This window comes from Pseudomonas sp. FG47, from assembly GCF_057809115.1.
Map to the genome: position 1 here is coordinate 140310 of NZ_JBMDJI010000002.1, position 22454 is coordinate 162763.

Genomic DNA, 22454 nt, shown 5'->3' on the forward strand with positions numbered 1-22454 from the left:
CCCGGGCCAGGTTCAAGGGCCGGGGAGTATACCGTCGTGCTTGGTTGTCGTGGCAGCCGTGGGCTCGGCCTGTGGTGTTTCATGCAGGCAGCGCCAGATCACCCCGGTGGCCGTGCATTCGACGATGGCCAGCGACCAACGTTGGGTCTGCTGCCCATTCCAGCGATGAGTTTCCTGGTAGCGCACCGCCACATGCGCGCCGGCCTGCCATACCACGCGCACCTGGTCGACGCTGATCGCAAGCCCCGCCCGGGTGCCGGCCGCGGTCCTGAACAATTGCTCGACCTGCGGGCGTTCCAGCACCTTGCCCGCCGTACCGACCATGCTGAAATCCTCGGCGAACACCGCCATCAGCCCGCCCAGCACGGCCTGGGTTTGCCCAGGCGGGCGGGTGAACATCAGGTGGATCAGCTCATGGACGTGATGAATGCTGCGCTCGGCGCGGGCAATGGCGTTATCGGGCATGGCAGGGGGGCTCCAGGGGCAGGGCGCGCAGGCGCATTATCGGAACCAGCCCGAGCAATGCCGCCAGGGCGAAGGTCAAGTGATAGGCCTGGGGCGCGTCGGTGCCCTCAGGCCATAGGTTGAACAACATCAGCAGCAAGGTGGCGCCGAGGCTGAAGGCCATCTGCCGGTTGAGGTTCCACAGCACGCTGGCCTGTTGCATGCGTTCGCCGTTGAAATCCAGTAGTGCAGTGGTTTGCGCGGCGTTGGCCCCCATGCCTCCGCCCAAGCCCATCAGGCCGTAGGCGGCGATCAACAGGGGGTTGTGCGCTGCGCTGTCGACCCGTGCCAGCAGGGCGATACCCAGGCTGTGCACGAGCATGCCGAGCAACAACAGGCGGCGGGCGCCGACGCGGTTGTACAGGCGCCCGACCGCCAGCATTGCGATGAACGCGCCTGCCGCATAGAGGATCATGTACAGGCCGGTAGCCTGGGCACTCAAGTGCAGCACCTGTTGCAGGTAGAAGATGTTCAACAGGTTGACCCCGGTGAAGACCCCGGGGATGGCGTGGTAGACCAGCATCGCGACGCGCAGGCGGGCGCTGGCGAGCAGTGTCAGTTCGACGATGCCGTGGCCGGCGTGCCGGTAGTGGGCACGATACAGCAGGGCGCACGCCAACCCTGCGGCGAGGCTCGCCAGGAGCACAAGGGAGCCGTGGCCGGCACCGTACAGCGACATGCCCGATAACAGGCAGGCGAGGGCACCACTGACCAACAACAGGCCTTTGAAGTCGGGGCGCGGTTGCCTGTTGCCCGGTGCCTCGGCAATCCAGGCCCAGGCCAGCGCGGCGGTCAGCAAGGCGAAGGGCAGGTTGGCATGGAAGACCCATGGCCAGCTGTAGCGATCGACGATCAGGCCCCCAATGCTGGGCGACAGCGCCGGGGCGAGCAGGGCCACGGCCATCACCAGGGTCGAGACACGGGCGCGCTGCGGCCCCTGGAACAGGTTGAACGTCAGTGCCTGGCCCACTGGGATCAGCAAACCGCCGGCCATGCCCTGGGCCAGACGCCAGGCGATCAGCGCCGCAAAGCTCGAGGCTTGGCCACAACCCCAGGCGCTCAAGGCGAATGCGAGCATCGACGCCGCCAGGACGCGGCGCGGCCCCCAGCGCGCCGACAGCCAGGTGCTCAGCGGGATCACCAGGGTCAGCCCGAGCATATAGGCGTTGCCGACCCAGGCGCTGGCGGCGCTGGCGACGGCGAACTGGCCAGTAATCGTCGGCAGTGCGATAGCGGGCATGAACATGTTGATGCAGTCGATGAAAAAGCCCAGCAGGAATACCGTGGCCACACGGTAGCGGTAAGTCATTGGCAGTCTCGGTCCTGGGCTGTTTTCCAGCGCAAAGCCTAGGTGCGTGGACTGCCCCTGTCGATGTCGCTACCCTTGAAACTCTGTTTGATGGAACTGAACAATGCTGCGCACGGCCCTCCACACCCAGCTCAATCGGGTGCAAACCTTTCTGGCGGTGGTCGACTTCGCCTCGTTCACCAAGGCGGCGGATTTTCTCGGTATCAGCAAGGCCATGGCCAGCCAGCACGTCAAGGCGCTGGAGCAGGTGCTGGGCGTGACCCTGTTGCTGCGCACCACGCGGGCCATCGCGCCAACCGAAATCGGGCAAGGTTTCTATGACGACTTCAAGGTGATCGTCGGTGATGTCGAAGGGGCCTTCGACAGCGTCATGCAGCGCCATAATGGTGTGTCGGGAAGCTTGCGCATCAGTACCACCGGGGAGTACGGCGAGCGGTTCGTCTTGCCGCTGATTCCGCTCTTCGCGGCGCGTTACCCGGCGCTGTCGATCAGCTACAGCATCGATTCGGCGTTGAGCGACCTGGTGGCCGAGCGGTTGGACCTGGTGGTGCGTCTCGGCACCTTGGTCGATTCGAGTTTGCGCAGTCGCAAACTGACCGAGTACGACATCCTGTTGGTGGCGACGCCTGCTTTCCTGGCTCGGCATGCCGTCGAGCGCCCCGCGGACTTGGCACAGGTGCCCTGGATCGCCAATAGCAACCTGCAGAACCCGACTACCTGGACCATGCAGTCGGCAGCGGGGCCAGCAAGTGTCAGTGGGCGGGCTGCGCACCAGTCCAATGTATCCCATGCGATCCGTGCATTGGCCTGTGCGTCGCTGGGAGTGGCGGTGTTACCCGCCTGGCTGGTCGAGCAGGATCTGCGCTGTGGCACATTGCAGCGGGTGTTACCGGACTACAGCCTGCCGGCACAGCCGGTAAGCGTGGTGTATCCGAACAGCAGCCATGTGCCGTACCGGACGAGGTTGTTCATCGACTTTCTGTGTGAGCATCTTTGAGGGGCTGGGTGGCGCAGGTGGTCGCGCCCAAGCCTACGCCGGGCGGATTCAACTGCGCGTAGCGGCTGGGCTGACAGTGGCTTGCGTGACTGCTTGGCCCTGGCCTTCGCGCAGCACGGCGAGGCGACGCTGTTCGTATGCTTCTTGGCTCAGCCCCTGGCGTTGCAGGGCCTCGAGTTGCAGCTGACGGCTTTCCTCGGCGCTGTAGGGGCGCAGTTCAGGGTGGTTGGCACAACCGCCGAGCACGGCGATGCCGACGGCGGTCAGGGTGGCGAGCAGCAGGCGGTAGGTGGAGTTCATCGAGGTGCTTCCGCGGGCGGGGTGAGTCGGTGAAGCCAGGTTATTGCCCGCGTCGAGTCATTGGAAATTGCTGTTCTCGATAGTGACTATTGAGGTAATTGCAAGCCCGGCCCTCAGCGCGGCATGTACCCCAATTGCCAGGCCCGTGGTATGAACAGCGTCACCAACGCCAGCAGGCAGGCCACGGCGCTACTGGCCGACAGCGCCAGCAAGCCCAGCCGTTGCTGCAGCCACGCGCCTAGCGCGGCGCCCAGCAGCATTCCGGTCCAAGGTACCAGCTGGACCCGCCAGCCATGTCGCCGCTCGCCCAGCAGCCAACGCCCCAGGCCGCGGCCGAAGCGCGATAGCGCGCCGGTGACGTAGGTCAGTCCGATGGGCAGGCCGTTGACCTGCTCGACCACGGCATTGAGCATGCCCATGGCCAGGGTCGCCGCGACCAGCGCCGGCAACGATAGGCCCGACGGCCAGGCCGCGGCACCGGCCAACAAGGTGGCGACCACCAGCAGCAACGGCGCGGCGCGGCGGCGAAAGCGCCGGGCCAGCAGTACGCCCAAGGCATTGCCGAGCACGAAACTGAGGATCGCCAGGGCCAGGCGGGCCATCAGCGCCAGGTCGGCCTGGCTGATCGCCACCGCCAGGCGCGTGGTGTTGCCACTCATGAATGAGACGAAATCACCCAGCGCCAGCAGGCCGATGGCGTCGGTCATGCCGGCGAGTACCGACAAGCCCGCCACCAGGCCCAGGCCGACCCGGCCGCGCAAGACTTGCAACCGGGTGCGTCGGGCGCTGTGCAGGGTTGGGGCGGTTGGCAGCATGAGTGGATCTCCGTGGCTGGGATCCCGATGTTATACCCCTGGCCAGGCCTGGCCCATGACCTTGCGCATGACCACGCACGGCAATTCGAGCCCGAAGGGCGAGTGATACACCGAGCCTGTGTCACCGACATAGCCGCAATGGCGGTAGAACGCAGCGGCGTTCAAGGTGGGCGCTGCGCAATCGCTTGAGGCTATTCAATCCCCAGGCCAAGCCCCGCATGCCGTGCGTGCTGTATTGGCGCTAACACCACCCTAGGCCGCTTCGAACGTGCCGGTGCGTACCGCGCCGCTGCGTTGGTAGCGGGCGATCAACACGCCGCTGGGCGAGGCGACCGACTCCACCAGGGTAAACGCCGCCGGTTGGGCGTCATCGCCGAACAGGCGCTTGCCGTGCCCGAGCAGCAACGGGTGGACCAGCAAGCGTAGTTCGTCCACCAGCCCGGCGGCCAGCAATTGACGCACCAATTCGCCACTGCCCTGGGTCAGCAAGGCCGGGCCTGGCTGTTGCTTGAGCGAGCGCACCGCCGTAGGCACGTCCATGCCGAGGGCATGGCTGTTCTGCCAATCCAGCGATTCGGGATGGTGAGTGGCGACATGTTTGTCCACGCTATTGAACAGGTCGGCCATTGGCCGGTTGTCCGAGTTGGCCCCGACCCGTGGCCAGTAGCCAGCAAAGATGTCGTAGGTACGCCGCCCCAATAGCAGGGCGAAAGGCTGGCTGAACAAGGCCTGCATGGCTTGGCCGAAGACCTCGTCGGCATAAGGTGGCAGCCAGCCGCCGTGGGCGAAGCCGCCGCTGGTGTCTTCCTGCGGGCCACCGGGGGCCTGCATGATGCCGTCCAGGGTGACGAAGGCGGCAACGGTGAGTGTGCGCATGGCGCGTGCTCCTGGAGTGGATGTGCTGGGTAGTCGAATGGCGCTGGCAGCAATCGACAGGAACCTTGAACGATAGCGCGGGTTCAACCGTTGCAGCGATCGACGGAGGAGGTGGACGATGGACAAAGTGACAGGAGGCTGCCTGTGCGGCCAATTGCGCATAGAAGCACGCGGCGAACCACGGCGTGTAGGGCTGTGCCACTGCCTGGATTGTCGCAAGCACCACGGTGCGTTGTTCGGCGCTTCAGCGATGTTCGCCGCGGATGCCGTGCAGGTCACCGGCGAGGCGACGGCCTATGCGGGCAGGCATTTTTGCCCGCGTTGCGGGTCGTCGGTGTTCGCCCGCAGTGACGGTGAAGTGGAGGTGCACCTTGGCGCGCTGGATGAGCCGAACCGTTTCAGGCCAACCTACGAGCTCTGGGTGGTTCGGCGGGAGGCCTGGTTACCGGCATTCGTCGGCATGGCGCGGTTCGAGCGGGACCGGCTGGCCCCGTAGGCGCCTGCCTTGCTGGCGAACCAGGCGACAGGGTGAATGCCGGTGTTGGCAGACCTAGGGCGAGCGCTACAGCCAGTAAGTCACTGCCCACCAACCCAGGCCACCCATGACCACGGTATAGGGCAACGCCATCCACACCATGCGGCCATACGACAGGCGAATCAACGGCGCGATCGCCGAGGTCAGCAGGAACAGGAACGCCGCCTGGCCATTGGGCGTGGCCACGCTCGGCAGGTTGGTGCCGGTATTGATCGCCACTGCCAGGGTCTCGAAGTGCTCGCGGCTCATGGCGCCATTGAGGAACGCCTGCTTGACCTCAGTGATGTAGATGGTGGCGACGAACACGTTGTCGCTGATCGCCGACAGCAGGCCGTTGGCCAGGTACAGCATGCCCGGCTGTTGCTCGCTGGGTAGTGCCAGCACCCAGGCAATCAGTGGGCTGAACAGCTGCTGCTGGTGGATCACCGCGACCACCGCGAAGAACACCACCAGCAACGCGGTGAACGGCATGGCGTCCTGGAACGCACGTCCCAGGCGGTGTTCGTCGGTGATGCCGGTGAAGGCTGTGATCAGCACTATCACCAGCAGGCCGATCAGCCCGACCTCGGCGATATGCAGGCCCAGGCAGACGATCAGGATCAGCGCGGCCAATCCCTGCACCACCAGGGCCACGCGTTGGGCCTGGGTGCGCGCGGCATCGTCCTCGGCGGCGTAGGCGGCCAGCACCTGGCGCACCGGTTCGGGCATCAGCGTGCCGTAGCCGAACAGGCGCAGCTTTTCCAGCACCACACAGGTGACCAGGCCTGCGGCCAGGACCGGCATCGACACTGGGGCCACCTGGTGGAAGAACTCGGCGAAATGCCAGCCCATCTCATGGCCGATCAGCAGGTTCTGTGGCTCGCCCACCAAGGTACAGACGCCGCCCAGTGCGGTACCCACCGCGCCGTGCATCAGCAGGCTGCGCAGGAAGGCGCGGAACTGCTCGAGGTCCTCACGGTGCAACTGTGGGATGTGCTGGTCGCTGTCCAGCGCACTGTCTTCGCGTGGATTGCCGCCGGAGGCGACGCGGTGGTACACGGCATAGAAACCTACTGCCGCGCTGATGATCACCGCGGTTACGGTCAGGGCGTCGAGGAACGCCGAGAGAAACGCCGAGAGCACGCAGAACAGCAGGCTCAGCAGGGCCTTGGAACGCACACCGAGCAGAATCCGCGAGAACAGGTACAGCAGCAGCTCCTTCATGAAGTGGATGCCGGCGACCATGAACATCAGCAGCAGGATGACCGGGAAGTTGTGCTGCAATTCTTCGTACAGGGCCTCGGGCGTGGTCATGCGCAGCGCCAGCGCCTCGACCAGTAGCAAGCCGCCGGGCATCAAGGGGTAGCACTTGAGCGCCATGCCCAGGGTGAAGATGAACTGGATCACCAGCACCCAGCCGGTGACCACTGGGCCGAGGGTCGCCAAGAGCAACGGGTTGAGGAGCAGGAACAGGCAGATGACGGCCTTGTACCAACGCGGCGACTGGCCCAGGAAGCTGTGGGCGAGGGCACCGGTCAGGGAACGGGACATGAATTTGTATCCTTTTGATTCAGCAGTGCCGCACGGTGCCGGATCGTGCGTCAGGGTGCAAGTTGTCCAGTCCGGCTTTTGGCACATGCACCGCCTTGCGGGTGCGCTAAGATCCGGCGTTGTGAATCCTTTCCCCACAGGAGTGCCGTCCGTGACCGAATACACCGCGTTCAAGGTCGAACTGACCGACAACATCGCCCACGTGCAGATCAATCGCCCGGAAAAGATCAACGCGATGAACGCCGCCTTCTGGGAGGAGCTGGTCCAGATCTTCCAGTGGATCGACGACACTGACGCGGTGCGGGTGGTGGTACTCAGCGGCGCCGGCAAGCATTTCTCCTCCGGTATCGACCTGATGATGCTGGCCGCGTTGGCCCAGCAGCTGGGCAAGGATGTCGGCCGCAACGCCCGGGTGATGCGCCGCACCATCTTGCGCCTGCAGGGTTCGTTCAACGCCGTGGACAACTGCCGCAAGCCAGTGCTGGCGGCGATCCAGGGCTACTGCATCGGTGGCGCCATCGACCTGGTCTCGGCCTGCGACATGCGCTACTGCGCCAGCGACGCGCAGTTCTCGATCAAGGAGATCGACATGGGCATGGCCGCCGATGTCGGCACCCTGCAACGTTTGCCGCGTATCATCGGTGACGGCATCATGCGGGAGCTGGCCTACACCGGCCGTATGGTCGATGCCCAGGAAGCGCTGCGTATCGGCCTGGTCAACCGCGTCTATGATGACCAGGCGGCGCTGCTCGACGGGGTCTTTGCCATTGCCCGCGAGATTGCCGCAAAATCACCGATCGCCGTGGCCGGCACCAAGGAGATGATCAGCTACATGCGCGACCATCGCATCGACGATGGCCTGGAGTACATCGCCACCTGGAACGCCGCCATGCTGCAGTCCGAAGACCTGCGCGTGGCCATGGCCGCCCACATGAGCAAACAGCAACCGACGTTCGCCGACTGACTGACAGTGGCGGGCGCCATCTAGGAACCCGAACCATGTCAGCACGCTGGACAACTGCAGTACTCGACCCGCAGACCATCGGGGGGCTGGCCGTCGCCCGCAGCCCGGACGGGTTCCTGATGGACGCCAACGGCGCGCTGTTCCCCCGTGACTGGCTCAAGCGCCAGGACCTGGACGTGTTGTGCGAGCATGGCATCGGTCATCTGGACGGCGAGCCGGTGTTCCTGCTGGAGCTGCGCAGGGCCAGCGAAGTGTCGGGTTGCGGCTGGCGGGGGCTGCGGCGGTTCATGCTCGAGGGGGACTTCGATACGTACAAGGTGCTCGGTTACGCTGCGCAGATCGGTACCTGGGCTCGCGAGCACCGGTTCTGCGGCAGCTGTGGCCAGCCGATGACGCAGATCCACTGGGAGCGGGCGATGTACTGCCAGCCGTGCGATTTGCGCAGCTATCCGCGGATTTCGCCGAGCATGATCGTGTTGATTACTCGCGGCGACGAGGTGCTTTTGGCCCGTTCGCCACGCTTTGTCACCGGGGTCTACAGCACCCTGGCCGGGTTCGCCGAGCCGGGGGAGTCGGCCGAGGACTGTCTGGTGCGCGAGGTGCGTGAGGAGGTGGCGGTCGAGGTGAAGAACATCCAGTACGTTGGCAGCCAGTGCTGGCCGTTTCCGCATTCGATGATGCTCGGATTTCATGCCGAGTACGCGGGAGGGGAGATTGTCATGCAGGCGGATGAGATCGAGGATGCGCAGTGGTTCAATGTGCATGAGTTGCCGCCTTTGCCGGCGGGGCGGTCGATTGCGCGGTATTTGATTGATTTGTATGTGGCGCGGCGGTTGGGGATGCCTGAACCGGTTTTGCCTGCCTGATATCTGGTTTCTGGTTTCTGGTTTCTGGTTTCTGGTTTCTGGTTTCTGGTTTCTGGTTTCTGGTTTTAGTTGGGTTGGTTGGTTTTGGAAGTTGTATGCGCATTCATTTGTGATGGTGACGCTTATTCACCTTTCCGCCCTTACGGCGGGTCCCTTTTTGAAGCATCAAAAAGGAACCAAAAAATGCTCGCTCCATTCATCCGGCCCTCCGCTTCGCTCCGGGTTCCCTCACTCCGGCCTTGCTCCCGGGAGGACCGCGCTGAACGCCCCATCCTGGGGCGCAGCGCTTGACGGGCATCCATGCCCGTCACCTCCCTCCGCAAGACCTCCGTTCGGCCTCCTGAAGTCGCGAAGTTACGGGCGGCGCCTGTACTGGCGCAGCTAGTCGCTAGTTGAATGTGTGGGAACTCTGGATCGCATCGCGGGGCAAGCCCGCTGTAAGCGTACAGCGAACTCACCTTCCGAACTCCAGCATTAAGGGCGATGGTGTCCGCGTATTTTAAGCGGACGCGATCACCCTTATCGCCAGGATTTCCATGCGCCAACGAAGCTCTTATACGAAACCATTCAAAGCTCAGGTCGTTCAGGAATGTTTGCAACCTGGCGCAACTGTGTCCGGCGTTGCCATCAGCCACGGCATCAACGCCAATGTCATCCGTAAATGGCTGCCGCTCTATCGAGACCAGTCCGCAACACCTTCGCTGCCGGCATTCGTCCCGCTAAAAGCCGCACCTAAACGGCCAGTCGAAGCGTCAGTGATCATCGAGTTGCCCATGGCCGGGCAAGTGATCACGGTTAAATGGCCAACCTCGGATCCCGAGGGCTGCGCGCAATTTATTCGGGCTGTCGCTCAATGATCCGCATCGATGCCATCTGGCTGGCCATCGAGCCGATGGACATGCGCGCCGGTACCGAAACCGCTTTAGCCCGAGTGATCGCGGTGTTTGGTGCGGCGAAGCCGCAATGCGCTTATCTATTCGCCAATCGTCGGACTAACCGGATGAAGTGCTGGTGCACGACGGCGTGGGCGTCTGGCTTGCCGCGCGGCGACTGAACCAAGGCAAGTTCCACTGGCCCGGCATTCGCCATGGCTGCGAGGTCGAACTCGACAGCGAGCAACTCCAGGCGTTGGTACTGGGCCTGCCGTGGCAGCGCGTTGGTGCAGGCGCTGTGATTACCGTGCTTTAAACGCCGGCCATTTGGCCGGTCTACTTATCGTCGTCCTGCGCCTGCTCTGGCACAATCGGCGGCATGACTTTCTCACTCAACCTCGACCAGATGACCCCGGAACAGTTTCGTGCCTTGGCGGCACAGGCGTTGCAGTTGCAGTCCCAGGTCGAGGCGATGAGCAAGAAGATCCAGAACGATGAAATCCTCATCGAACAGTTCAAGTTCGAAATCGCCCTGCTCAAACGCCACAAGTTTGCCAAGCGCAGCGAGCAAATCAGCCCGGCGCAAAGCAGCTTGCTGGATGACCTGCTCGATACCGATCTTGAGGCTATCGAGGCCGAGCTGAAACAGCTTCTCCCCGCTTCGTCACAGGCCGAACCACGGCAATCGCCGAAACGTGCGCCATTGCCGCCGCAGTTTCCACGCACGGTAATTCGTCACGAACCTGAAAACACCCAGTGCGCCTGTGGCTGCCAACTTCAACGCATCGGCGAAGACGTCAGCGAAAAGCTGGATTACACGCCGGGCGTGTTTACCGTCGAGCAACATGTGCGTGGCAAATGGGCCTGCCGTCAGTGCGAAACACTGATCCAGGCGCCGGTGCCGGAGCAGGTTATCGATAAAGGTATCCCGACCGCAGGCTTACTGGCCCACGTGATGGTGGCTAAGTTTTCCGGTCACTTGCCGCTGTACCGACAGGAGAAAATCTTTGGTCGCGCCGGACTGGCAATTGCTCGTTCGACCTTGGCCCAATGGGTCGGACAAACTGGCGTGAGACTTCAACCGTTAGTCGATGCACTGCGTGAAGCGGTGCTGAACCAGGGCGTGATTCACGCCGACGAAACACCGGTTCAAATGCTTGCGCCAGGCGAAAAGAAAACCCACCGGGCCTACGTCTGGGCCACGCCCGTCGCAAGTTTTTCGATCTGCACGTGGCGAACAAAAGTCAGCTGGCCGAACAAGCGCTGCACTCGATCAGCGGCTTGTACGAGGTCGAACGCAAAACGCGGGAAATGAGCGATGAAGACCGCTGGCGACTACGCCAGGAAATGGCGGTGCCGATCGTCAAAACACTGCATGACTGGATGTTGGCTCAGCGAGACTTGGTGCCCAATGGATCAGCCACGGCCAAAGCCCTCGATTACAGCCTGAAACGCTGGGTGGCACTGACGCGCTACCTGGACGATGGGGCTGTGCCAATCGACAACAACCAAGTTGAAAACCAGATACGGCCATGGGCACTTGGCCGCTCAAACTGGCTGTTTGCTGGGTCGCTGCGCAGTGGCAAGCGGGCGGCTGCAATCATGCGCCTGATCCAATCGGCACGCATAAATGGGCATGATCCGTATGCCTATCTGAAGGATGTGCTGACGCGCCTACCTACGCAGCGGGCGAGTGAGATTGCAGCGCTGCTGCCGCATAGATGGCGTCCGGCTTAGTCGTGCAAAGCGGTCTGCACGTATGCTTACCGATGAACTTGAATATAGCCGCCCCTCCCGAAAACAAGCTGACCTTACCAAGCTTGGCCGAAGATGGCCTATGATCTTCGTCAGTTATCCCTTCGAGTATTCCCTCAATGATAAAACGCTGCACCATGCTCGACCATGATGGTTGGCTCCCCCTGCGTGTTGCTCTGTGGCCTGACTCCTCCTCGAAAAATGAGCATGACAAACGAGTAATACTGAGCGCTCCAGAACGCTATGTGGTACTTCTTTTCGTTGATGAACACGGCGATGCGCTAGGGTTTGCCGAGGCGTCGATCCGGGTGGACTATGTCAACGGAACCAACTCATCGCCCGTGGCTTTTCTCGAAGGCCTTTACGTCCACCCCGCTAGCCGGAGCCAAGGCATAGCGCGGCAACTCGTGGCGGAAATTCAGCAGTGGGCCGAAGAAATGGACTGCACCGAATTGGCTTCGGATGCACTACTGGATAACCAAGGAAGCCACGCCATGCATCAGGCCTTGGGCTTCACAGAGACCGAGCGCGTAGTTTATTTCTTGAAGCCATTGAGGGCGATCGCGTCCACCTGAAAATACGCGAACACCATCTCCCTTAGTGCTGGGGGTTTGAAGGTGACTTGGCCAGACGCTTACAGCCCGCTCCCACGCCAAACCGATAAAGTGGCCAAGCGTGGAAGTGGGCTTACACCACGACACTGTTGAAACAAACAACTAAAAAACCAAAAATCTCCGCTCTTGATCTGCTCTTGATCTGCTCTTGATCTGCTCTTGATCTGCTCTTGATCTGCTCTTGATTTTGCTTCTAAGCACGCGATAGTCCAGGCGCCGCCAATTGCGACTTCAGGAGGCCGAGTGGAGTTCTTGCGTAGTGGGGCGACGGCCATGGATGGCCGTCGAGCGCTGGGGCCCAGGATGGGCCCTACAGCGCGGTACCCACGGGAGCAAGAACGGAGCGAGGGAACCCCGGAGCGTAGCGTAGGGGCCGGATGAACGGAGCCGAACGGTTTTGCCCACTTTTGCCAAGACAAAAGTGGGCCGCCGTAAGGGCGGAAAGGTGAATGTGCGTCGACATCGCAAATGAATGCGCATACAGAATCAAAACAATCACCGCAGATCCAGATCCAGCCCCATCACCCAACCCAATGCTGCCAAACCAACCGCACCGTCAACGCCAACACCACCGCAATAAACACCGGCCGAATAAACTTGCTCCCCCCGCTGATCGCCGTCCGCGCCCCGAAAAACGCCCCGACCATGACCGAAAGCCCCATGCACAGCCCGACGATGTAATCCACCTGCCCGGAAATGACAAACACCGTCAGCGCCGCAATATTGCTGACGAAGTTCATGCTGCGCGCCACGCCACTGGCTCGAACCAGGTCGATGGGATACAGCAACAGGGTGCTGACGGTCCAGAACGCACCCGTGCCAGGCCCGGCGACGCCGTCGTAGAAGCCCAAGGTGAAACCCTGGGGGAACTGCCATTTCTTGCTGATCGGCGCCTCGGCATCCAACGGCGCCTTGGGCGTGCCACCGAACAGCAGGTAAACCCCGCAGGCGAAGACGATCACCGGCAGCATCTTGTTCAGCCACTCGGCAGGCATGTAGTGGGCGATCACCGCGCCGAGCAGCGCGCCCACCAGGGTGGCCAATAGCGCCGGGCGCCACTGGGCCGGATGGAACAGCTTGCGCCGGTAATAAGTGAAACCGGCAGTGGCCGAGCCGAAGGTGGAGCTGAGCTTGTTGGTGCCCAGTACCAGATGCGGCGGCATGCCCGCGGTGAGCAGCGCCGGCGTGGTCAGCAGGCCGCCGCCGCCGGCGATGGCATCGATGAAGCCCGCGACGAAGGCCACCAGGGCGAGGATCAGCAGGGTGAGCGGTTCTACGGTGAGTTCGAAGGGCATGGGATAGGAGCTTAACGGCAGGGGGCGACAAAAGGTCGCACGCAGGGAACGCCATGGTAATCCTCAGTGGGTCTGGGTTGCCAGCACAGGCTCTATCGCCAGGCAACCCATACCCACGCCGCGTGCGTTCGGTCAGAGGAACCAGCGGTACTCCCGCGCACTGACCTCCTGCAGGAACGCCAGATGGTCCTGGCGCTTGTTCTCGCAGTACACCATCACGAATTCCTCTCCCAATCCTTCGTTCACCGCCGGGTGCCCGCGCATGGCTGCCACCGCGCCAAGCATGTCCGTGGGGAAATCGATGCCGCTGCCACGGTTTTCGTTCAACGGCGCGATCGGTTCCTGGCCTGCCTCGAGGCCATGCTCCATGCCACAGAGAATCGCCGCCAGCACCAGGTACGGGTTGGCGTCCGCACCTGCCAGGCGGTGCTCGATCCTCAGGTTGCGCGGGTCCGACTCGGGGATGCGGATGCACGCGTCGCGGTCCTCGAAGCCCCAGCTGGCCCGGCTGGCGGCATTGACCATGGCGCCATAGCGGCGAAACGCGTTGTGGTTGGCGGCGAACACCGGCATGCAGTGCGGCAGCAGTGCCAGGCAGCCAGCCACGGCATGACGCAGCGGGCGCTGGCCGTCGACGGCCAGCAGGTTGTTGCCGGCTGCGTCATAGAGGCTGACATGCACGTGCATGCCACTGCCCGGCGCCTGCAGGTACGGCTTGCTCATGAATGAGGCACGCAAGCCGTGCTTGAGCGCCACGCCGCGGGTACTGCGGCAGAACAGCGCCGCCCAGTCGGCGGCGCGCAGGCCATCGTCGCAATGGCCGAAGTTGATCTCGAACTGGCCCGGGCCCAGTTCGGCGGTGATGACATTGGCGTCGATACCCTGCTGGTTGGCGCTCTCGACCATCTCGCGCAGCACGTCGGAGAACCGCGACAGGCGTTCGATGTGCATGTTCGGCTGGTCGTCGGCGTCATCGCTGAACGGGTCGTGGGGGAACTGCGGCAGTCCGTCCTTGAGCGCGCGGTCGAACAGATAGAACTCCAGCTCGAACGCCACCACCGGGCGCATGCCGCGTCGCTCGAGGCGCCGCAGCACGCGGGCGAGGACTTCCCGTGGTTCGAACTCGATGGGCGCGGCGGTGCCATCCGAGGTGATCAGCATCTGCCCCAGCGGTTCGCGCTCCCAGTTCACCAGTTTGAGCGTGCCGGGCACCAGACGCCTGAAGGCATCGGGGTCGCCATCGTTGAAGCAGTAGTCGCCAATCGGGAACAGACCGCCCTGGGCGCCGAGCAGCACGCAGTTCTGCGGCAGCTTGAGCGGGCTGCCGGCAGCGACTTTTTCCAGCATGTCGATGGGGTAGCGCTTGCCGTAGAAATGCCCGGGGATGTCCAGGCTGATCAGGTCGACGTAGCGCACGTCGGGGTGTCGGGCGCGGAAGGCGCGCACTTCGCTGAGCAGATCGGGGAAGCCTGTTGTACTTGTCATTGGCATGCTCTCAACGGAAGACCCAGAGAACCCGGGTCGTTCGGGCGGTCAGGTTGGCGTAGCGGAACTGGCTGTGGGGTGGCAGCTGGAAGCTGTCGTTGGGATTGAGGGTGACGGCGTCGTCGCGGCCCTCGAGCCACAGGGTCAGTTCGCCCTCAAGGACGAAACCGCCTTGTTCCGAGCTGTCGTCCAGGTGCCCCTCGCCACTGCTGGCACCGGGTGCCAGGTGGCTTTCGAGCATGGCGAAGCGGCCATTGAGGGTCGGCGAGACCAACACGTCGGTAACCCCGGCGGCGTAGTACAGGGTGCGTCGCTCATCGGGGCGTGTCACCCAGCCGATCTCGCGGGGCGGCACGGCCTGATAGAAATAGGTGGTAGGTACGCGCAGCGCTTCGCTGATGGCGGTTAGGTCGGCCACCGTGGGCCGCGACAGGCCGCGCTCGACCTGGGAGAGAAAACCCAGCGAGCGGTTGACGCGAGTTGCCAGCTCGTCGAGGGTCAACCCCCGATGCTTGCGCAGGTCGCGTACCTGGCGGGCGAGGGCTTGGATATCGTCAGACATGGTCGCGCATCCTGTACCAGGCCTTGGCTGCCGCCTCCAGCGGCGCTGCCAGCAGGTCACCGCCCGGGAAGCGACCGTTGTCGATGCCCTGGTACAACTTCAGCAGGTCGTCGTCACCGAGAATCGCGTCGCTGACCGCGCGTGCACCGGCCAGGGTCGGCAGTACGCCATGGCCGGAAAAGCCCTGCAGCCAGTAACGCTGACCCTGGCGCCCGATATCCGGCGTGCGCTGGATGCTGCAATCGATGTGGCCGCCCCAGGCATGCTCGATGGCGACCCCTCGCAGCTGTGGGAACACCCGCTCCAAGTACGGCCGGGTGGCGCTGGCGACGTCCTTGGGAATGCCACCGAGGTACGTGCAGCCACCGCCGAACAGCAGACGGTGGTCGGGTGTCAGGCGGAAATAGTCGGGGACGAACTGGTTGTCGATCACGCAGCTGTTGCGTGGCAGCAGCGAGGCGGCGAAGTCGGCGTCCAGCGGCGCCGTGGCCACTTGGTAGGACCCCACCGGCAGCAGGCGACGCGAGAGCGTGCGGTCGAGGCGGTCGATATAGGCGTTGCAGGCCAGCACCATGACACGACTGCGCACCACGCCCTGATCGGTTCGGGCTGCGAAGCCGTCGGCGTGTTCCTGGTAATCGATCACCTGGCTCTGCTCGTAGATCCGCCCGCCATGCGCTTCGATCACGGCGGCCAGGCCCTGGGCCAGCTTCAGCGGGTTGAGGTGGGCGCCATTGGGATCGTAAAGCGCGGCCTGGTAGCGGGGGCTGTCGATCCACTGGGGCAGTTCCTCGCGGCCGATCAGGCGCAGGCAGTCGTAGTCGAACTTCTCCTGTGCTTCACGCCGGGCGTCTTCCAGCAGTTTTACACGGCGCCGCAATACGGCAGTCCACAGACTGCCCAGGCGATAATCGACGTCGAAGCCATGGCGCTGGGGCAGCTCGCGCAGCTCGCGGGCGGCCCAGCACATGCTGTCCCAAAGGCGCCGGCTGCGCTCCAGGCCCAGGGCTCGCTCCAGTGGGGGCAGGTCGCACGACCAGCCCAGCAGTGCCTGGCCACCGTTGCGGCCCGAGGCGGCCCAGGCCACCCGACTGGCTTCCAGCAGGGTCACGCGCTGGCCGGCCAAAGTCAGGCGCAGGGCCGTATGCAGGCCGCTGAAGCCGGCACCGACGATGAGGATGTCGGTGTCGTGGGCGCCCTGCAGGGTGGGGCGCAAGGGGATGATGGCGGGGTAGGTGCGGGCATAGTAGCTGGCGACGTGTTGGGCGGATTGCTTGAACATGCCGGGGCCTCGTGAAATTTTTTCTGATTATTTTCATGAAAAAATAGCAGAGGTTTTTCATAGCGCCAGTCGGAGACGCCATCGCGGGCGTTAGGGCGCCGCCTTGCGGCGGGTCTGTCTGGCTTTGCCTCCTGCGGCCGTGCCCTTGGCCGCGCTCTTGCGCTTCTTCTTCCACGGCGCTGTCGCCTTGCCTGCCGCCGGCCCACTGATGGTCAGGCGCATGCCGCTACAACGTTGCACCAGCTTGCCCATCCACGCGGATTGCCGGGCGACGAACTCTTCCAGGCTCATTTCCCCGCTTTGCACCATGTCCAGCGCCTGCTCCCAGATCGCCGTGGTGCCGGGGTCGGCGATGGCCCGGGGCACGGCGTCGATCAGGCTGAAGGCGGCAGGCGTGGCCGACAGGGCCTTGCCGTTCTTGACCAGGTAGCCACGGTCGAGCAAGCCCTGGATGATGCTGGCGCGCGTCGCCTCGGTGCCGATGCCGGTGGTTTCCTTGAGCTTCTGCTTGAGCCTGGGGTCGTCCACCAGCTTGGCGACGTTCTTCATCGCCTTGATCAGGTCGCCTTCGGTGAAAGGCTTGGGGGGTTGGGTCCACAGGTCCTTCAGTTGCAGATCCCGCACTGAGCAGTCCTGGCCTTCGCGCAACGCCGGCAGCACTTGGGCCGGTGGCGCTTCGCGACCCTTGGCCGGGGTCAGCGCCTCGGGCAATGCCCGGCGCCAGCCCGGTTCGACGATCTGCTTGCCCACCGCCCGCAACGCATGGCCGGCGCAGTCGAACTCGGCCTGGGTGCGGTCGTACTCGTGGTTGGGCAGGAACTGCGCCAGGTAGCGGGCGCGGATCAAGGTGTACACCGCCCTGTACTTTGGCGGCAGACGTGCCGGGTCGCTGGCGGCGGCGGTGGGGATGATGCCGTGGTGGGCGCTGACCTTCTGGTCGTTCCAGGCTCGTGAGCGGCGCTGGGCGTCGAGGTGCGGCTGCAGCGTGGCGAGGCTGCTGTCGGCGCGCTGCAGTGCGCCGAGGATGCCGGGCGCCTCGCCATGCTGGCTCAGCGGCAGGTAACCGCTGTCGCTGCGCGGGTAGGTGATGAGCTTGTGGGTTTCATACAGGGCCTGGGCGATATCCAGGGTCTCCTGGGCGCCGAGGCCGAGCTTCTTCGAGCACACCTCCTGCAGGGTGCCTAGGTCGAAGGGCAGCGGCGCGGCTTCGCGCACCCGCTCGGTGGCGATCTTCAGCAGCCGGGCGCTGCCGGCAGCCTGCATGTCGGCGGCGGCTTGGCGCGCCATGTCCTGCTTCAGGCAGCGGCCCTGATCGTCGCAGGCGTCCTCGGGGGCGCGCCACTGTGCGTTGAACACGGCGCCGGCGCTTTGCAGCTGCACGTCGATGGCCCAGAACGGTACGGGCACGAAGTCGCCGATACTGCGGTCGCGGTCCACCACCAGGCGCAGTGTCGGGGTCTGCACCCGGCCCACTGGCAACACACCCTGGTAGCCGGACTGGCGACCGAGCAGGGTGAACAGGCGGCTCATGTTCATGCCGATCAGCCAGTCGGCCCGCGAGCGACCCAGGGCCGAATGGTAGAGGCTGAAAGTCTCCTGGCCGGGCAGCAGGCGCCCGAGGGCCTTGCGGATCGAGGCATCGTCCAGCGCCGACAGCCACAGACGCTGGATCGGCCCGCGGTAGCGGCAGTGTTCGACCAGTTCGCGGGCGATCATCTCGCCCTCGCGGTCGGCGTCGGTGGCGATGACCAGTTCGCGGGCCTCGCCCAGCAGGCGCTTGACCGCCTTGAACTGGCTGGCGGTCTTGGGCTTGACGGTCATCTTCCATTTTTCTGGGATGATCGGCAGGTCGTCGAGGCTCCAGCGCTTGTAGCGTTCGTCGTAGCTGTCCGGCGGCGCGGTTTCCAGCAGGTGGCCGATGCACCAGGTCACGCAGACATCGCTGCCGACCCAGCAGCCGTCGCCGCGGCGCTGGGCGCCGAGCACCTTGGCGATGTCTTTTGCCTGGGAGGGTTTTTCGCAGAGGAACAGGCGCATGGCCGCAAACGCTTCATCGTGAAAGTTGCGCACTAGGATGCGCAAGGTGGGGCGTGCAGGCAAGTCTTATCTGTATGCATGTACAGGTTTTTTGTGCGCAACTTTGGCAGGGTAGCCGCCCTTTCGGGTTGGACGTGCCGGCGAGCGCGTGCCAGCTTTGCCTTTCGCTCGCCAGTCGTGTCACCGGACGAAGTCGCTGGGGTGCCTTTCCTACAAGAACAACAGGGATGTAGACCAATGCCCGTATTTGATTATCGACAGCTCGACAGCACTGCCTCTTCCGCGCTCTACAAGGACGCCATGGCCTTGGCGACCTACGCCTACCATGGCATCGACGACGGTTTCAGCGCCGGCTACCAGAAGCACGGTTTCGGCCTCGGCCTGCCGGCCACCCTGGTCAAGGCCTTGATCGGCGGCACCGATAGCCAGGGAGTGATCCCCGGTATCCCCTGGAACCCGGATTCCGAAGCCAGGGCCCTGGCCCAGGTCAAGGCCGCCGGCTGGTCGCCGATCAGCGCGGCGCAACTGGGCTACCAGGGCAAGACCGACGCCCGCGGTACCTTCCACGGCGAAGCGCCGGGCTACACCTCGGCGCAGGTGGAGATCCTTGGCCGTTACGATGCCGCCGGCCAGCTCAGCGGTATCGGCATCGCTTTTCGCGGCACCAGCGGCCCGCGTGAGAACCTGCTGGGCGACACCATCGGTGACGCCATCAACGACCTGCTGGCGGCGATCGGCCCGGCAGGCTATGCCCGTGATTACGCCGGTAACGCATTCGGCCAGTTGCTCGCCGATGTGGCCGCCTTTGCCAAGGCCAATGGCCTGAGCGGCGCGGACATCACCGTCAGTGGTCACAGCCTCGGCGGCCTGGCAGTCAACAGCCTGGCCGACCTGAGCGGCTCGCGCTGGGGTGGCTTCTACCAGGATGCGCGCTACGTCGCCTTCGCCTCGCCAACCCAGGCCGCCGACGCCAGCAAGGTGCTCAATATCGGCTACGAGAACGACCCGGTGTTCCGTGTGCTCGACGGCACTTCGGCCACCTGGGGCACCCTTGGCGTGCACGATGGCGCCAAGGCCTCGGCAACCAACAATATCGTCAACTTCAATGACCACTACGCCTCCGACGCCTGGAACCTGTTGCCGTTCTCCATTGGCAATATCGCCACTTGGCTATCGCACTTGCCCTCGGCCTACACCGATGGCCTGGGCCGGGTCTTGAACTCGGCCTTCTATCAGTGGACCAGCCGTGACTCGACCATCGTGGTCAGCAACCTGTCGGACGTGACCCGTGGCTCGACCTGGGTCGAGGACCTCAACCGCAATGCCGAGCCGCACAAGGGCAGCACTTTCATCATCGGCTCCGAGCAGGACGACCTGATCCATGGCGGGCGTGGCAACGACTACCTTGAGGGTCGGGCCGGCAACGACACCTTCCGTGACGACGGTGGCTTCAACCTGATCGATGGCGGCGCTGGCCATGACACGCTGAAGCTGCAAGATGCCTTGGCCAACCTGAGCATCGCCCGGGATGGCGAGGGCACCTTGTATGTGCGCGACGCCGAGGGCGGCATCAGCCTGGTGCGCAATGTCGAAACCCTGGTCAGCAAGGAGTCGAGCTTGTTGATCTTCAGCAAGGAGGTCAGCCATGCGGTGACGCCGGGTGGCTTGCTCGACAGCGGCAAGATCAATCCCTATGCCTTGTCGCACAGTGGTGGCCAGGGCAGCGACCAGTTGCTGGCCGGTAATCAGGGGCAATGGCTGTTCGGCCTGGGCGGCGACGATCGCCTGGTGGGTGGGGCGGGCAACGATGTATTGGTCGGCGGTGCGGGCAACGATGTACTCAGTGGTGGCGGAGGCCGCGACACCTTCCTGTTCGACGGCGCGTTCGGCCAGGATCGGGTGCTGGACTTTACCGGGCAAGACCGGCTGGTGTTCATCGGCGTTGACGGCGGCACGGCGGCGCCGGATTGGCGGGCGCATGCCAGCCAGGTGGGTGATGACCTGGTGCTGAAGTTCGGCGGGGACAGCGTGACGCTGGTGGGGATCTCGGCCCAGGGGGTGGGGGATGGGCAGATTGTGATTGCCTGAGGGGCAGGGGGTAGCTCTGTAGGAGCGGCCTCGTGTCGCGAAAGGGCCGCATAGCGGCCCCGACGATCTTTGCGCCAACGCTGAAATCCTGGGGCTGCTACGCAGCCCTTTCGCGGCACAAGGCCGCTCCTACAAAGAGCAGGCCAACCTGATGGCTCAGGCACTCTCGCGCGAATCGCGGACCATGTCCACGTGCGGGATGCCGGCCTCGAGGAACTCCTCGCTGACCACGCGGAAACCCAGGCGCTCGTAGAACGGCGTGGCGTGTACCTGGGCGCTGAGCATCTGCTGCTTGAGGTCGCGGTTCTGCGCCTCGACGATCACCGCGCGCATCAGCGCATCGCCGACGTTCAGGCCGCGCCAGTCCTTGAGCACAGAGACCCGGCCGATGGTGCCGTCGGGCAGCAGGCGGGCGGTACCGATCGGGTAGTCGCCTTCCAGCGCCAGGAAATGCACGGCGCTGGGGTCTTCGGCGTCGAACTCCAGCTCCGGTGGCACGTGCTGTTCGGCGACGAACACGGCGCTGCGGATACGGTGGATGTCGGCGTTGTCTTTGTGCCAGTCGGCCAGGCGTACGCTGATTTTATTCATCGGCGAACCCCAGGCTGCCTTGCATGACCAACTGCTGGACCAGCATCAGGCCGTCTTCGTCCTGCAGCCATTGCGCCAGGTTTTCGCTGTGCAGCGCGTCGGCGGAGCAGATCAGCTTCAACAGCTCGCGCAGTTTGCCCGGCAGCGGGCAGCTGCGACCGCTGGCGAACAGCAACAGGTCGTCGCCGAACTCCGACCAGGCCAGGCGCGCGCTCGGGTTGCGGATCAGGATGGCCCCTTGGCCGAGGTAGTCGAGCAGTTCCTGCTCGGAGACTTCCTCGCCGACCACCTGCTCTGGGTAGCGTGGCTCGGTCATGAACTGGCCGAACCAGGTCAGCAGCAGGTCCTTGTCGTTCATGTGCTTGTCGATCAGCGCCTTGAGGCGATCCAGGGCGTCGTGCTGGATCTGGTGCGGATCGGCCGCAGGCACGGCGTCGGCATCGCTGTAGCGCTCTTCATCCGGCAGGAACTGGCCGAGGAAGTCGGTGAAGTGGGTCAGCACTTCGGCGGCGCTCGGTGCGCGGAAGCCGACCGAGTAGGTCATGCAGGCGTCTTCGGCGATACCGTAGTGGGCCAGGCGCGGCGGCAGGTAGAGCATGTCGCCCGGCTCCAGGGTCCACTCGTCGCTTTGCTCGAAACCAGCGAGGATGCGCAGGTCGGCGTGGTCGATCAGCGCACTGTCGCTATTGCACATCTGGCCGACTTTCCAGGTGCGCTTACCATCGCCCTGCAGCAGGAACACATCGTAGTTGTCGAAGTGCGGGCCGACGCTGCCGCCGGGCGCGGCGTAGCTGATCATCACGTCGTCGATGCGCCAGCTGGGCAGGAAGCGGAATTCTTCCAGCAACTCGGCTACTTCCGGCACGAACTGGTCCACGGCCTGTACCAGCAGGGTCCAGTCACGCTCGGGCAGGTCGCTGAAGGCGTCCTCGGCGAACGGGCCGCGGCGCAGCTCCCACGGACGCTCGCCGTGCTCGAGCACCAGGCGCGACTCGACTTCTTCTTCCAGGGCCAGGCCGGCCAGCTCGTCGGCGTCGATGGGGCTGACGAAGTCAGGGAAGGCCTGACGTACCAGCAGTGGCTTCTTCTGCCAGTAGTCGCGCAGGAATTCACGGGCCGTGAGGCCGCCCAACAGTTGCAGTGGAGTATCAGAATTCATGTTCAACCTATTGAAAAA

The 22454-nt window shown here is 64.1% G+C and carries 20 protein-coding genes and 2 pseudogenes; 9 read left to right on the forward strand and 13 right to left on the reverse strand.

The genetic code is table 11. The annotated features are described in order from the left end of the window. Positions 1-12: 12 nt before the first annotated feature. Both ACODS5_RS03400 and ACODS5_RS03405 read right to left on the reverse strand, forming a co-directional pair. On the reverse strand, positions 13-465 hold the full coding sequence (locus tag ACODS5_RS03400; protein WP_489107906.1) for a DUF4440 domain-containing protein: 453 nt from the start codon (positions 463-465) through the stop codon (positions 13-15). After that, the gene (locus ACODS5_RS03405) at positions 455-1813 is read right to left on the reverse strand and encodes an MFS transporter (RefSeq protein WP_489107907.1); all 1359 of its coding nucleotides are present in this window, start codon (positions 1811-1813) and stop codon (positions 455-457) included. The genes ACODS5_RS03400 and ACODS5_RS03405 overlap by 11 nt, the downstream gene beginning before the upstream one ends. A gap of 103 nt (positions 1814-1916) precedes the next feature. Here ACODS5_RS03405 and ACODS5_RS03410 point away from each other — a divergent pair, with 103 nt between their 5' ends. After that, positions 1917-2810, forward strand: a complete 894-nt coding sequence (locus ACODS5_RS03410) for a LysR family transcriptional regulator (protein ID WP_489107908.1) — start codon at positions 1917-1919, stop codon at positions 2808-2810. A 48-nt stretch (positions 2811-2858) separates the two neighbouring features. Here ACODS5_RS03410 and ACODS5_RS03415 read toward each other — a convergent pair whose 3' ends face one another. From ACODS5_RS03415 to ACODS5_RS03425, 3 genes are all read right to left on the reverse strand, one after another. Further along, positions 2859-3110: a hypothetical protein gene (locus ACODS5_RS03415; protein WP_489107909.1), complete on the reverse strand. Its 252-nt coding sequence runs from the start codon at positions 3108-3110 to the stop codon at positions 2859-2861. A gap of 113 nt (positions 3111-3223) precedes the next feature. After that, on the reverse strand, positions 3224-3925 hold the full coding sequence (locus tag ACODS5_RS03420) for a YoaK family protein (protein WP_134692235.1): 702 nt from the start codon (positions 3923-3925) through the stop codon (positions 3224-3226). A 252-nt stretch (positions 3926-4177) separates the two neighbouring features. Next, positions 4178-4801 carry a dihydrofolate reductase family protein gene (locus tag ACODS5_RS03425; RefSeq protein WP_489107910.1) on the reverse strand — a complete coding sequence of 208 codons (624 nt, stop codon included), beginning with the start codon at positions 4799-4801 and terminating at the stop codon, positions 4178-4180. 118 nt (positions 4802-4919) lie between these two features. Here ACODS5_RS03425 and ACODS5_RS03430 point away from each other — a divergent pair, with 118 nt between their 5' ends. Beyond that, on the forward strand, positions 4920-5297 hold the full coding sequence (locus ACODS5_RS03430) for a GFA family protein (protein WP_134692239.1): 378 nt from the start codon (positions 4920-4922) through the stop codon (positions 5295-5297). Positions 5298-5363: 66 nt separating this feature from the next. Here ACODS5_RS03430 and nhaB read toward each other — a convergent pair whose 3' ends face one another. Continuing rightward, complete coding sequence (gene nhaB / locus ACODS5_RS03435; protein WP_489107911.1) at positions 5364-6866, reverse strand: sodium/proton antiporter NhaB; 1503 nt, start codon at positions 6864-6866, stop codon at positions 5364-5366. Between the two features lie 151 nt (positions 6867-7017). On the opposite strand from nhaB, the gene ACODS5_RS03440 reads away from it, so the two are divergent. From ACODS5_RS03440 to aac(6'), 6 genes and pseudogenes are all read left to right on the forward strand, one after another. Continuing rightward, entirely contained in the window at positions 7018-7830 is an 813-nt protein-coding gene (locus ACODS5_RS03440; RefSeq protein ID WP_023630716.1) for a crotonase/enoyl-CoA hydratase family protein, read from the forward strand. A gap of 35 nt (positions 7831-7865) precedes the next feature. Beyond that, complete coding sequence (nudC, locus tag ACODS5_RS03445; RefSeq protein WP_489107912.1) at positions 7866-8696, forward strand: NAD(+) diphosphatase; 831 nt, start codon at positions 7866-7868, stop codon at positions 8694-8696. Between the two features lie 536 nt (positions 8697-9232). Then, positions 9233-9553, forward strand: coding sequence for an IS66-like element accessory protein TnpA (gene tnpA, locus ACODS5_RS03450; protein ID WP_489107913.1), 321 nt, complete (start codon positions 9233-9235; stop codon positions 9551-9553). Positions 9554-9594: 41 nt separating this feature from the next. Next, positions 9595-9884, forward strand: a pseudogene (gene tnpB, locus ACODS5_RS03455) (IS66 family insertion sequence element accessory protein TnpB). A 63-nt stretch (positions 9885-9947) separates the two neighbouring features. Next, a pseudogene (gene tnpC, locus ACODS5_RS03460) lies at positions 9948-11305 on the forward strand (IS66 family transposase). Between the two features lie 137 nt (positions 11306-11442). Next, positions 11443-11898, forward strand: coding sequence for an aminoglycoside 6'-N-acetyltransferase (gene aac(6'), locus ACODS5_RS03465; RefSeq protein WP_134692252.1), 456 nt, complete (start codon positions 11443-11445; stop codon positions 11896-11898). A 560-nt stretch (positions 11899-12458) separates the two neighbouring features. On the opposite strand, the gene ACODS5_RS03470 is transcribed toward aac(6'), so the two are convergent. The 5 genes from ACODS5_RS03470 to ACODS5_RS03490 form a co-directional block, all read right to left on the reverse strand. Further along, entirely contained in the window at positions 12459-13232 is a 774-nt protein-coding gene (locus ACODS5_RS03470; RefSeq protein ID WP_134692254.1) for a TSUP family transporter, read from the reverse strand. A gap of 132 nt (positions 13233-13364) precedes the next feature. After that, entirely contained in the window at positions 13365-14717 is a 1353-nt protein-coding gene (locus ACODS5_RS03475; protein WP_134692256.1) for a glutamine synthetase family protein, read from the reverse strand. A 10-nt stretch (positions 14718-14727) separates the two neighbouring features. After that, the gene (locus ACODS5_RS03480) at positions 14728-15279 is read right to left on the reverse strand and encodes a helix-turn-helix domain-containing protein (RefSeq protein WP_489107914.1); all 552 of its coding nucleotides are present in this window, start codon (positions 15277-15279) and stop codon (positions 14728-14730) included. Next, positions 15272-16561 (reverse strand): NAD(P)/FAD-dependent oxidoreductase, encoded by a 1290-nt coding sequence (locus ACODS5_RS03485; protein ID WP_489107915.1) that lies wholly within the window; start codon positions 16559-16561, stop codon positions 15272-15274. The genes ACODS5_RS03480 and ACODS5_RS03485 overlap by 8 nt, the downstream gene beginning before the upstream one ends. Positions 16562-16651: 90 nt before the next feature. Continuing rightward, entirely contained in the window at positions 16652-18598 is a 1947-nt protein-coding gene (locus tag ACODS5_RS03490) for a DNA topoisomerase III (protein ID WP_489107916.1), read from the reverse strand. A 237-nt stretch (positions 18599-18835) separates the two neighbouring features. Between ACODS5_RS03490 and ACODS5_RS03495 the strand changes: the two genes are divergently transcribed. After that, entirely contained in the window at positions 18836-20686 is a 1851-nt protein-coding gene (locus ACODS5_RS03495) for a polyurethane esterase (protein WP_489107917.1), read from the forward strand. A gap of 156 nt (positions 20687-20842) precedes the next feature. Here ACODS5_RS03495 and ACODS5_RS03500 read toward each other — a convergent pair whose 3' ends face one another. Both ACODS5_RS03500 and ACODS5_RS03505 read right to left on the reverse strand, forming a co-directional pair. Next, positions 20843-21277: a GNAT family N-acetyltransferase gene (locus ACODS5_RS03500; protein ID WP_134692766.1), complete on the reverse strand. Its 435-nt coding sequence runs from the start codon at positions 21275-21277 to the stop codon at positions 20843-20845. Then, a complete protein-coding gene (locus tag ACODS5_RS03505) occupies positions 21270-22436 on the reverse strand; it encodes a ribosomal protein uL16 3-hydroxylase (RefSeq protein WP_489107918.1) in 1167 nt (388 codons plus the stop codon). The genes ACODS5_RS03500 and ACODS5_RS03505 overlap by 8 nt, the downstream gene beginning before the upstream one ends. Between the last annotated feature and the right edge of the window lie 18 nt (positions 22437-22454).